Source organism: Micromonospora sp. NPDC004336 (genome assembly GCF_053602615.1).
The window spans coordinates 1-12,029 of record NZ_JBSGDY010000178.1 but is presented as its reverse complement, the minus strand read 5'-3'; the positions used below and the strand labels follow the sequence as shown (position 1 = coordinate 12,029).

10 protein-coding genes are annotated in these 12,029 nt (G+C 73.5%); 2 read left to right on the top strand and 8 right to left on the bottom strand.

From position 1 onward, the window contains the following. The 6 genes from secF to ruvC form a co-directional block, all read right to left on the bottom strand. Positions 1–1,154, bottom strand: a 1,154-nt coding sequence (gene secF, locus ACWENR_RS26230) for a protein translocase subunit SecF (protein ID WP_452279626.1), incomplete at its 3' end; no start/stop codon positions are given. A gap of 1 nt (position 1,155) precedes the next feature. Next, positions 1,156–3,081 carry a protein translocase subunit SecD gene (gene secD / locus ACWENR_RS26225; RefSeq protein ID WP_452279625.1) on the bottom strand — a complete coding sequence of 642 codons (1,926 nt, stop codon included), beginning with the start codon at positions 3,079–3,081 and terminating at the stop codon, positions 1,156–1,158. 259 nt (positions 3,082–3,340) lie between these two features. Continuing rightward, positions 3,341–3,682, bottom strand: coding sequence for a preprotein translocase subunit YajC (yajC, locus tag ACWENR_RS26220; RefSeq protein WP_452279624.1), 342 nt, complete (start codon positions 3,680–3,682; stop codon positions 3,341–3,343). A 139-nt stretch (positions 3,683–3,821) separates the two neighbouring features. Beyond that, positions 3,822–4,892, bottom strand: coding sequence for a Holliday junction branch migration DNA helicase RuvB (gene ruvB / locus ACWENR_RS26215; RefSeq protein ID WP_452279623.1), 1,071 nt, complete (start codon positions 4,890–4,892; stop codon positions 3,822–3,824). Further along, positions 4,889–5,491, bottom strand: coding sequence for a Holliday junction branch migration protein RuvA (gene ruvA / locus ACWENR_RS26210; protein WP_452279622.1), 603 nt, complete (start codon positions 5,489–5,491; stop codon positions 4,889–4,891). Before ruvA ends, ruvB begins: the two co-directional genes overlap by 4 nt. Then, a complete protein-coding gene (gene ruvC / locus ACWENR_RS26205) occupies positions 5,488–6,015 on the bottom strand; it encodes a crossover junction endodeoxyribonuclease RuvC (protein WP_452279621.1) in 528 nt (175 codons plus the stop codon). The genes ruvA and ruvC overlap by 4 nt, the downstream gene beginning before the upstream one ends. A 193-nt stretch (positions 6,016–6,208) precedes the next feature. Here ruvC and ACWENR_RS26200 point away from each other — a divergent pair, with 193 nt between their 5' ends. Beyond that, complete coding sequence (locus ACWENR_RS26200) at positions 6,209–6,991, top strand: 3-hydroxybutyrate dehydrogenase (protein ID WP_452279620.1); 783 nt, start codon at positions 6,209–6,211, stop codon at positions 6,989–6,991. 14 nt (positions 6,992–7,005) lie between these two features. Next, positions 7,006–8,925, top strand: coding sequence for a helix-turn-helix domain-containing protein (locus tag ACWENR_RS26195; protein ID WP_452279619.1), 1,920 nt, complete (start codon positions 7,006–7,008; stop codon positions 8,923–8,925). Positions 8,926–9,038: 113 nt separating this feature from the next. Here the strand turns inward: ACWENR_RS26195 and ACWENR_RS26190 are convergent, their stop codons facing one another. Together ACWENR_RS26190 and ACWENR_RS26185 are read right to left on the bottom strand one after the other, a co-directional pair. After that, complete coding sequence (locus tag ACWENR_RS26190; RefSeq protein WP_452279618.1) at positions 9,039–9,647, bottom strand: TetR/AcrR family transcriptional regulator; 609 nt, start codon at positions 9,645–9,647, stop codon at positions 9,039–9,041. Between the two features lie 11 nt (positions 9,648–9,658). Next, complete coding sequence (locus ACWENR_RS26185) at positions 9,659–11,227, bottom strand: MFS transporter (RefSeq protein ID WP_452279617.1); 1,569 nt, start codon at positions 11,225–11,227, stop codon at positions 9,659–9,661. Between the last annotated feature and the right edge of the window lie 802 nt (positions 11,228–12,029).

Sequence of the window (12,029 nt, the reverse complement as noted above, 5' to 3'; positions counted from 1 at the left end):
CCAGCGTCATCGAGGTCGGGTGGTAGGCGTACTCGTCGTAGACCAGCACGTCGTCCGCGACGCCCTTGCGCTCGAAGAGCCAGCGCCGCCGACTCCGCGTCGACCGGCTCGTCCGCCTCGTCCGCGTCGCGGGGCGCGCCCTTCGGGGCTACCTCGCCACGGGCGATGGCGCCCCGGCGGGCCAGCACCCGCTTGTTGTGCGCATCGATCCGCGGCTCGTAGTTCTTCAGCAGCACCAGCAGCGGCGTCGCCAGCAGGATCGAGGTCAGGAACGCCACCGCCATACCGACGAAGAGCACCAGGCCGAGGTCCTTCAGGGTGCCCGCGCCGAGCAGGCCGGCACCGATGAAGAGCAGACCGCCGACCGGCAGCAGCGCCACCACCGACGTGTTCAGCGACCGCATCAGGCTCTGGTTGATGGCCAGGTTGGCCGCCTCGCCGTACGTCTGGTTGTTGTTGGCGGTGATGCCGCGCGTGTTTTCCTGGACCTTGTCGAAGACCACCACCACGTCGTAGAGCGCGAAGCCCAGGATCGTGAGGAAGCCGATGACCGTCGACGGGGTCACCTCGAAGCCGACCAGCGAGTAGATGCCGGCGGTGAGGACCAGGTTCATGATCAGCGAGGAGACGGCGGCGACGGCCATCCGCCACTCGAAGCGCAGGATCAGGTAGACCATCACCACCGCGATGAAGATGACCAGACCGAGCAGCGCCCGGGAGGTCACCTGGCTGCCCCACGCCTCGCTGACCTGGTTGCCGCTGATCTGCCCCGCGTCGATGCCGAACTCGTCGGCCAGGTCGACCTTGACGTCGTTGGCCTGCTCGGCGCTGAGCTGCGTGGTGCGCACCTCGTAGAAGTCGCCGCCGGTGCCGCCGACCTTCTGCGTGGTGACCACCCGGGCGCCGTCGCCGGCCGCGCCGAGGGCCTCCTCGACCTTGTCCTCGGTTTGCTCCATGGTGCCGACGCTGGCGGGGATCTGGAACGAGTTGCCGCCGGCGAACTCGATGCCGAGGTGGAACCCGCGCAACCCGAAGCTCAGGAGCGCGAGCAGGATCAGCGCGCCGGCGGTGGCGAACCAGATCTTGCGCCGGCCGATGATGTCGAGGCCGGCCTCGCCCCGGTAGAGGCGGCTCGCGAGACCACTCTTGGCCATCTCAGGCCTCCTTGACGCGCTGGTTGCGGGGCTTGGCCGGCTCGGCCGTCCGGGGCGGGAGCGCCCGGCCGAGACCGCTGACCCGCGGGGACAGGAACGCGGAGGTGCGGGCGAACATCGTCATGATCGGGTGCCGGAAGAGGAAGACCACGACCAGGTCCAGCACCGTGGCCAGGCCGAGGGCGAAGGCGAAGCCCTTCACCGCGCCGACCGAGACGACGTAGAGCACCACCGCCGACATCAGGGTGATGGCGTTGGCCGAGATGATCGTCCGGCGGGCCCGGATCCAGGCGCGCGGCACCGCGCTGCGTGGGCTGCGCCCCTCCCGGATCTCGTCCTTGAGCCGCTCGAAGTAGATGACGAACGAGTCCGCCGCCACACCGAGCGAGACGATCATGCCGGCGATGCCGGCGAGGGTGAGGGTGAAGCCGATCTGCCGGCCGAGGACCACCAGCGCGCCGAAGACCAGCAGCGCCGAGAGGACCAGGCTCAGGAAGATCACCGAGCCGAGCAGGCGGTAGTAGAAGAACGAGTAGATGATGACCAGCGCCATGCCGATGCCCGCCGCGAGCAGACCGGCCCGCAGGTGGCTGGCGCCCAGGGTGGCCGTGACGTTCTGCTGCTCCTGCGCCTCGAAGGTCACCGGCAGCGCGCCGTAGCGCAGGTTGCCGGCCAGCTCGCTGGCGTCCTTCTGGGTGAAGCTGCCGGTGATCTGCGAGTTGCCGGTCAGCACGGCCTGGATCTCGGGCGAGGAGACGATCTCGTTGTCCAGCACGACGGCCACGCGGCACTTGCCGTCCTGGCCGAGGGCGGTGGCGTCGCAGGCCTGGCCCTCGTTGGTGAACGCCTCGCGGGTCAGGTTGGTCCACTTGTCCTGGCCGGCGCCGGTGAAGTCGAGGCTGACCACCCAGGAGCTGGTCTGGTCGAGCACCGCGTCGGCGTCGTTCACGTCGGTGCCGAGCACCTTCGCCTTGTCGAGCAGGTATTTCGCGGCGCCGTCCTCGCAGGCCACCACCTGCTGCTCCGGGTCGGAGATCGACGCCGGCGGGCGCTGGTCGAGCTGGGCGCAGCTGATCTGCGGCACGTTGAACTGCAGCTGCGCCGGCAGCACCGCGACCTCGCGCGGGTCGAGGGTGGCGAACGGCTTGAGCTTCTCCGCGAGCGACGGGTCGGCGGCCAGGTCGGCCGGGGCCTGCAGACCGTTGGCGGCGGCCCAGGCGGCGGCGCCGACCTTCTTCTCGACGGCCTTGCGCTGCTCCTCGACGCTCTGCGGCACCGGCTCGCCGCTGGCGCTCGGCGACGGCGCCGCGGCGCTCGGCGAGGCCGACGCGCTGGGCGAGGCCGACGCGCTCGGGGCCGGGGCCATGCCGCCCTGGCCGCCGCTCGGCGACGCGGTGGCCTTCGGCCCGGCGCTGCCCGACGGGGTGGCGCTGGCCGAGGGCTTCGCGCTGCCCGACGGGGCCGGGGTGGCGCTGCCGGAGGGGCCCGGGGTCGCGGCGGGCGCCGGCGCGGCGGCCGCGCCGCTGCCGTCGGCGGCCTTCAGCACCTTGCGGAAGCGCAGCTCGGCGGCGCTGCCCACCTCGGTGATGTCGCGGTTCTCACCGGGCAGGGAGATCACGATGTTGCGGTTGCCCTCGGTGACCACCTCCGCCTCGGCGACGCCGAAGGCGTTGACCCGGCTCTCGATGATCCGGCGGGCCTCTTCGAGGTTCTCCGCCGTCGGGGCCCGGCCGTCGACGGTGTTGGTCGCCTCCAGCGTCAGCCGGGTGCCACCGACGAGGTCCAGGCCGAGCTTGGGCTCCAGCCGGTCCTTCCAGCCACCGCTGGCGCCGCCCGCGAAGAACACCAAAAGATAGAGGACGACGAAGATGAGCCCGAGCACGGCCAGTTGCCGTCCGGGGCGCATCTGTCCCTGAGGTGGTGCCACGGCTGTCCTGTCTCCCTGTACGGTCGCGCCGCTGGTGCGGCGGGTGTCGGCCGGCGCGGCCGGCGGTCCTGACGGGCCGGCGTCGAAAGCCCGGCGCGCGGGCCCCGACGTCGCGGCGCGGGGGCGCCGGGACGAAGGTGCGGACGCGCCGGTTCCGTCGTCGGGCCCCACTATCCAGTTTTCACGTCGGCTCCGCTGCCCCGTGGGGCGCGGCGGTCACCGGAATCCGGCGCCGCCGCGCACGGGGCGGGAGCGACGCTCACTCCTTGACGACGTCCGCGTCCTCGGCGACCGGCTCCTCGGCGCGCTCCGCCTGGCTGACCACCCGGGCGATCGCCGGGCGGGCGTACCGGGTCTGCACACCGGGCGCGACCTCCAGCAGGACGGTGTCGTCGTCGACTCCGGTGACCGTGCCGTAGAGCCCGCCGATGGTGACCACCTCGTCGCCGGGGGCCAGGGCGGACTGCATCGCCTCCGCCTCGCGGCGGCGCTTCTGCTGGGGGCGGATCATCATGAAGTACATGACGCCGAAGAGCAGAGCGATCATGAGGATCGGCGTCAGGCTGCCGGCACCCCCGCCGCCCTCTGCTGCGTAAAGCACGGTGAAAGACCTTCCCATTGGCCTCCGGGACCGGCACCTGCGTGCCGGAGCGGAGGCGGATTCTCACGTCCTGTACAGACCGGCGCGAGTCTAATCCCTGCACCTGGGAACGCCGAATGCGGCACAGATCACGTTCACATCACGGCTGTTCGGCGTCCACGGAGAACAGATCGGGCGCGGGAGGGGCATCCGTGCCAAATGTACCATTCGGTGGCGTACGCCCCAGGTGCCGCCAGGCGGCCTCCGTCGCGACCCGGCCCCGCGGCGTACGGGCCAGCAGGCCGGCCCGCACCAGGAACGGCTCGCACACCTCCTCGACCGTGTCCGGCTGCTCCCCCACCGCCACGGCGAGGGTGGACAGGCCCACCGGCCCGCCCCGGAACGAGTCGACCAGCGCCGTCAGCACCGCCCGGTCCAGCCGGTCGAGGCCGAGCGCGTCGACGTCGTACACCTTCAGGGCCGCCCGGGCCGTCTCCAGGGTGACCACGCCGTCGGCGCGGACCTCGGCGAAGTCGCGGACGCGGCGCAACAGGCGGTTGGCGATGCGGGGCGTGCCCCGGGAGCGGCCGGCCACCTCGGCCGCCCCCTCGTCGGTGATCGGCACGCCGAGGATCCGGGCCGAGCGGCGCAGCAGCACCTCCAGGTCGGCCGGGGAGTAGAAGTCGAGGTGCGCCACGAAGCCGAAGCGGTCGCGCATCGGCCCGGTGAGCAGGCCCGACCGGGTGGTCGCGCCGACCAGGGTGAACGGCTCCACGTCCAGCGGGATGGCGGTCGCGCCCGGCCCCTTGCCGACCACCACGTCGACCCGGAAGTCCTCCATCGCGCTGTAGAGCAGCTCCTCGGCCGGCTTGGCGATCCGGTGGATCTCGTCGATGAAGAGCACGTCGCCCTCGGCGAGACTGGTCAGGATCGCCGCCAGGTCGCCGGAGCGCTCGATCGCCGGGCCGCTGGTCACCCGGATGCCCGAGCCCAGCTCGGCGGCGACGATGTTGGCCAGGGTGGTCTTACCCAAGCCAGGCGGCCCTGACAGGAGGATGTGGTCGGGCGGGGAGCCGCGCCGCATAGCGCCCTGGAGCAGCAGGTCCAGCTGGTCGCGGACCCGGTGCTGGGCGATGAACTCCTCCAGCCGCTTCGGCCGGACGCTGGCCTCCGCGTCCAGTTCCGCGTCGTTGACGTACGCGGAGACCAGGTTGCCGTCGGGACCGGTCACCGGGTGCGGCCCAGCAGTCGGATGGCCTGCTTGAGCAGCACCGGCACCGGCGGCACGTCACCGTCGACGGTCTCCGCCACGGCGGCGACCGCCTGGTCGGCCTGCCCCGCCGTCCAGCCGAGCCCGACCAGCGCCTGCCGGACCTGCTCGGGCCACGCCCCGCCGGTCACCCCGGCGGCCCCGTCGGCGCCGACCGGCACCGGGCCGACGCGGTCGCGCAGCTCCAGGACCAGGCGCTCGGCGCCCTTCTTGCCGATGCCGGGCACCCGGGTCAGCGCGGCCGTGTCGGCGTTGGCGATCGCCTTGCGCACCGCGTCGGGGGTGTGCACGGCGAGCACCGCCTGGGCCAGCCGGGGGCCGACGCCGCTGGCGGTCTGGAGCAGCTCGAACAGCTGCTTGGCGTCGTCGTCGGCGAAGCCGTAGAGGGTGAGCGAATCCTCCCGGACGACCAGGCTGGTGGCCAGCCGGGCGGGCTGACCCACCCGCAGGTCGGCGAGGGTGCCGGGCGCGCACTGCACCGCCAGGCCCACCCCGCCGACCTCCACCACGGCGTGGTCCGGACCGGTCGCGGTCACCACCCCGCGCACGCTGGCGATCATCTGGCTCCTCCTCGTCGTACCCGGTCGGCCGCGGCGGCCAGCTTGGAGCGCGTCCCGCCGCGCCACACGTGACAGATGGCCAGGGCGAGGGCGTCGGCGGCGTCGGCGGGCTTCGGCGGCTCGGCCAGCCGCAGCAGCCGGGTCACCATGGCGGTCACCTGCGCCTTGTCGGCCTGGCCGGAACCGGTCACGGCCGCCTTCACCTCGCTGGGCGTGTAGGTCTGCACGGGCAGCCCGGCGCGGGCGCCGGCGAGCACGGCGATTCCGCTGGCCTGGGCGGTGCCCATCACCGTGCGGACGTTGTGCTGGCTGAAGACCCGCTCGACGGCGACGCTGTCCGGCCGGTGCTCGGCGACCAGGTCGGTGAGCGAACGGTCCAGGTGCAGCAGGCGCAGCGGCAGCTCGTCGTGCGGGTCGGTGTAGACGACGTAGTAGGCGACCAGCGTGCAGGGACGCCCCGGCACCCCCTCGACCACGCCGACCCCGCACCGGGTCAGCCCCGGGTCGACGCCGAGCACGCGCACGCCGCCTCCTCCCCCAGCCGTCAGCAGTACGTGTGTTCGACACCCTACCGACCCGGGCGACGCCCCGCCGTCGGGGACACGCCGGGCCCGCCGACACGCCGCCGGCGGGCGGTTCGGGCCACACACCCCGGCCGTCGAGTATGTGTCGCCGCCCCATGTGCGCCCGGACACACAGCTCGTAACTTCATGCGCCATGACGGCAGAACCCGTGGCGGTCCCCCACGTCGTACACGTCGACCTCGCCGGTCGTACCGCCCTGGTCACCGGGGGCGGCAGCGGCATCGGCCGCGCCTGCGCCCTGCGGCTGGCCGCCGCCGGGGCGAAGGTCCTCGTGGTGGACCGCAACCTCGAGGCGGCCAGGGCCGTGGCGGCGCAGGCCGGCGGCCGGGCCGAGGGCGTGGACCTGGCCGACGCCGACGCGGTCGACCGGCTCGACGCCGACGTGGACATCGTGGTGAACAACGCGGGCCTGCAGCACGTGGCGCCGGTCCAGGAGTTCTCCGCCGAGCGCTTCGCCCACCTGCACCGGGTGATGGTGGAGGCGCCGTTCCTGATCATCCGCCGGGCGCTGCCGCACATGTACGCCAGGGGCTGGGGGCGGATCGTCAACATCTCCTCGGTGCACGGGCTGCGCGCCTCGCCGTACAAGTCGGCGTACGTCTCGGCGAAGCACGCGCTGGAGGGGCTGTCGAAGGTGGTGGCGCTGGAGGGCGCGCCGCACGGCGTCACCGCCAACTGCGTGAATCCGGCGTACGTGCGCACCCCGCTGGTGGAGAGCCAGATCGCCGACCAGGCGGCCAGCCACGGCATCCCGGAGGCCGAGGTGGTCGAGAAGATCATGCTGGCGCGGGCGGCGATCAAGCGCCTGATCGAGCCGGAGGAGGTGTCCGAGCTGGTGGCGTACCTCTGCTCCCCACCCGCGGCGTTCATCACGGGCGCGTCGATCGCGCTCGACGGGGGCTGGACGGCGAACTAGTGGCAAGCCGCACAATGTCGGTCATGTCGTCACCGGTGGAGTTCCTGGAGCTGCTCGCCCGCGAGGCCGCCGCGGTGGAGTTCGAGGGGCCGCTCGTGGCCGCGCGCGCCGCCGGGCTGCCGCCGGAGCGGCTCGCCGAGCTGGAGCAGGCCAAGACGGTGGCGCTGCGGGTCCGCGCGCTGCTGGAGCGCCGCCGCCGGCGGGAGGTCGAGCTCTCCGGCCTGTACGACACGGTCAGCGACCTGGCCGGGCTGCGCGACCTCGACGACGTGCTGCGCGCGATCGTGCACCGGGCCCGCAACCTGCTCGGCGCGGACGTCGCCTACATGACCCTCGACGACGACGAGCGCGGCGACACCTACATGCGGGTCACCGACGGCTCGGTCTCGGCCCGCTTCCAGCGGCTGCGGCTGCCGATGGGCGCGGGGCTCGGCGGCCTGGTGGCCCAGTCCGGTGCCCCGTACGTCACCGCCAACTACCCGGAGGACGAGCGCTTCCACCACACCGGCGAGATCGACGCCGGGGTGGGCGAGGAGGGGCTGGTGGCCATCCTCGGCGTGCCGCTGCGGCTCGGCTCGACCTCGATCGGCGTGCTCTACGCGGCCAACCGCTCGGCCCGGCCCTTCGCCCGGGAGGAGGTGGCGCTGCTGGTGTCCCTGGCGGCGCACGCGGCGGTGGCGATCGACACCGCGCGGCTGCTCGCGGAGACCCGGGCGGCGCTGGAGGAGCTGTCGGCGGCGAACACCACCATCCGGGCGCACAGCAGCTCGGTGGAGCGGGCCGCGGCGGCGCACGACCGGATGACGGCGCTGGTGCTGCGCGGCGGCGGCGTGGAGGACGTCGCCTCGGCGGTCACCGACGTGCTCGGCGGGGCGCTGCTGGCGCTGGACGCCGAGGGCCGGCTGCTGGCCCGGGTCGGCGAGATCGAGGAGCCGGACCGGGCGGACATGGTGGAGGCGGTCGCCGCGTCGCGCACGGAGGGCCGCAGCGTGCGCCGGGGGCCGCTCTGGTACGCCGCGGTGGTGGCCGGCGCGGAGAACCTGGGCGCGCTGGTGCTGCGCCCCGACGACGAGCTGGTCGACGCCGACCAGCGCATCCTGGAGCGGGCGTCGCTGGTGACGGCGCTGCTGCTGCTGTTCCGGCGCACCGTGGCCGAGGCGGAGGGGCGGGTCCGGGGCGAGCTGCTCGACGACCTGATCGCCCGGCCGCTGCGGGACACCGACGCGCTGCGCAGCCGGGCGCGCCGCCTCGGCGTGGACCTCGACGCGCCGCACGTGCTGGTGGCGGTCGGCGACGACGCGATCGCCGCGACGGGCTCCGCCCGGCAGCGGGTGCTCTCCTGGGCCACCACGTACGCCTCGACCCGGGGCGGGCTGGCGGCGGCCCGCGACGGGCGGGTGGTGCTGATGCTGCCGGGCCGGGACGCGGGCGGCAGCGCGCGGGCGGTGGCCCGGGACCTGTCGCGGGTGACCGGCCGACCGGTGACCGCCGGGGCGAGCGGCCCGTCGTCGGGGCCGGCGTCGCTGGCCGCCACGTTCGTCGAGGCGGAGCGTTGCCTGACCGCGTTGGGCGCGCTGGGCCGGTCGGGGCAGGGCGCGAGCACCGCCGAGCTGGGCTTCGTCGGGCTGCTGCTGGGCGCGGTCGGCGACGGCGGCGACAGGGACGTGGACCGGTTCCTGACCGCCACCGTCGGCCCGGTGGTCGACTACGACGCCCGGCGGGGCACCGCGCTGGTGCGGACGCTGGAGGCGTACTTCGGGGTGGGCGGCAGCCTGGCCCGGGCCGCCGAGCTGCTGCACGTGCACGTCAACACGGTCACCCAGCGGCTGGAGCGGGTCGGGCAGCTGCTCGGCGCGGACTGGCAGAAGCCGGAGCGGGCGCTGGAGGTCCAGCTCGCGCTGCGCCTGCACCGCCTGCGTACGCCCGCCGCCTGACCGGACCGGCGGCGGTCGGCGCGCGCCGGTGGCGGCCGGGCACGCGCCGCAGGTGGCGAGGATCCAGCTCGGGTCGCGGGCCCCGACCGGTCGCCGGCCCGGGTGGTCGCGGGTCAGCGGGCGCGGATGCCGGCCAGGAGGCCGTCGACGATCTGCTCGGCCAGCGTCGCCTCGTCGAGGTCGGGGTGCCAGCGCATCACCCGCTGCACCAGCATCGGGCCGGTCAGCATCGCCATGGTCACCTCGACGTCGAGGTCGGCGCGGAGCTCGCCGGTGCGCACCCCCCGCCGCAGCACCTCACGCATCAGCGCCCGCCGGGGCTCGATGATGTTCTGGTAGAGCTGGTACTGCTCGGGGCTGCGGTTCACCTCGGGCACCAGGCAGGGCATGATCCGCTCCGCCCGCGGGTCGATGTGGCGGCCGACGGCGCCCACCAGCAGGATCAGGTCCTCGCGGACGGAGCGGCCGGCGGGCTCCGGCGGGTTGCCCTTGAGCGTCCGCAGGGCGTCGCGCAGCAGCGCGTCCTTGCCGGGCCAGCGGCGGTAGATGGTGGCCTTGCCGACCCCCGCCCGGGCGGCGATCGACTCGATCGAGATCGACTCGATCGTGTTGCCCTGGGCGAGCAGGTCGAGGGTGGCCTCGAGGATCGCCTCGTCCGCGCGGACGCTCCGCGGTCGGCCGGGCGACCGCGGAGCGTCGGCGGGGGAAGTCATGTCGGACATTGTTCCCGAAGCTAGGCCGTCCCGGCCAACTCGGGTTTCGTCGCCGGCGCGGGCACCCCCGCCGGGGCCGCGGCACGACCGGGCATCCACCGCAGCACCACGAGGATGCCGAGCGCCGTGACCGCCGCCGCGAGGCCCGCCGCCCAGTGCATGGCGGCCACGAAGGCATCGTCGGCCGCCGCGACGAGCTGCGGCGCCGCCGGCCCGAGCTGACCCGCCGCGGCGTACGCGCCGGAGATCGACTCACCGGCGGCCTCGCGCGCCCCGGCGGGCAGGTCACGCAGCGCGGAGTCGACGTCGGCGCGGTAGACCGCCGAGAGCACCGACCCGAGCACCGCCACGCCGAGCGCGCTGGCCACCTGGCGCACGGTGTTGCTGACCGCCGAGCCGACGCCGGCCTTCTCCCGGGGCAGCGCCGACATGATCGACTCCGTGGCGGGCGGCATGATGTTGGCCATCCCGACGCCCTGGAGGAAGAAGACGACCAGCACGATCCAGATCGGGGTGGCCGCGTCGACGAAGGCGAACGCGGCGAGCGCGGCCACGGTCAGCGTCAGGCCGACCGTGGCGACCGCTCTGCCGCCGTACCGGCGGACCATCGTGGCGCTGCGCGGGGCGAAGACGAGCTGGGCGGCGGCGAAGGGCAGGAAGAGCAGGCCGGTCTCCAGCGGGCTGTAGCCGCGGACGAGCTGGAGGTAGAACGAGCTGAAGAACATCACGCCCATCGCGGCGAAGAAGACCAGCCCGACGATCGTCACCGGAGCCGCGAAGCGGGGCACCCGGAACAGCCGCACGTCCAGCGACGGGTGGTCGCTGCGCCGCTCGTACGCGACGAACCCGGCCAGCACCGCCAGGCCGCCGAGGATCGCGACCCAGACGACCGGGCGGCCGAAGCCGTGCTCACCGCCGTCGATGATGCCGTACGTCAGGGCGACCAGGCCGACCACCGACAGCAGCACGCCGGCGACGTCGACGCGCCCCGGGCTCGGGTCGCGCGACTCGGGGACCAGGATCGCGACCAGCACCACGCCGAGCGCGACCACCGGCACGTTGATCAGGAAGACCGAGCCCCACCAGTAGTGCTCCAGCAGCGCGCCGCCGAGGATCGGGCCGATCGCCACCGCCAGGCCGACGGCGCCCGCCCAGACGCCGATCGCCCGACCCCGCTCCCGGGGGTCGAACACGTTGGAGATGATCGAGAGCGTCACCGGCATGATCGCCGCGCCGCCCACCCCCATCAGCGCGCGGGCCGCGACGAGCTGGGCCGGGCTCTGCGCGTACGCCGACAGCAGCGACGCGAGCCCGAAGAGCACCAGGCCGATGAGCAGGAATCGCTTGCGACCGGCGCGGTCACCGAGCACGCCGAAGGTGAACAGCAGGCCGGCGAAGACCAGCGTGTAGGAGTTGATCGACCACTCCAGCTCGCCCTGGCTGGCGCCGAGGCCGTGCACCGGATCGGCGAGGGTGCGCAGGGCGACGTTGAGGATGGTGTTGTCGAGGACGACCACGAGCAGGCTGATCACCAGCACCCCGAGGATCGCCCACCTCCTCGGGTGTCCCGTGTTCTCGTGCGGTTGCATCTCCGGTTCTCCCCCCGGTCCCGTTTTCGATACGGGTCAGACTCGTATTGCGGTCAGCGTAGGGCCTTGAGTTTCGATACGGAACCGGTTCGTATCCTATGTGACGGCGGTCACCTGCATCAGTCACGCCGCTCCGCGCCGCCCCCGGACGGCCGGTTCTCGCGGTCGGTGACGTGGGTCGTCTCGGTGGCGGTTTCGTGGAGCAGGCTCGATGGCGGTCCTCGGTGGCGGCTCCTCTGCCGGTTCTCGACGGCCGGAGGCGCCTGATGGGCGGGTGTGTTCCGGCGCTGTCGAGCTGCCCCACCTGTGGGACGCGTCCCCTCGCGTCACGGTGCGTCACGTCGACAGCGAGTGTGTGCCGACCCGGTGGCGGCGGGCGGTCGAATTGAGCCGTTTGGTGTAAAGTGTCCGGTTTCGGGGTGTGACCAGTGGCATCGTGGGCGCGGAATCGTGGCCGGGCCGGGGCCGTTACACCCTGCGTACGGCCGAGTAAGGGCACGTCACCGCCTGCGGGCGCGGGCGTGGCCGGGCCCCCGGAATGATGGCGGGCCGGTGGCCGTTACACATGGTCCGGCCGACGCGAGGGCGTCCCCCGCCCCGCAACACGGGCCACCCCTCCGGTCCACGCGAGGCCGGTCTGATTCCGCCCGGCACACCATTGCCGGATTCCCCCCGAGTTCCTTTTGAGCGCCGGACGGTGCTTGCACCCCACACGCCGACCCCCTTTCGGCCGTGGGTGTCTACCCCCGAATGGAGCCCATCGTGAACACGATCATGCGTAAGAGCGTTCTGGGTATTGCTG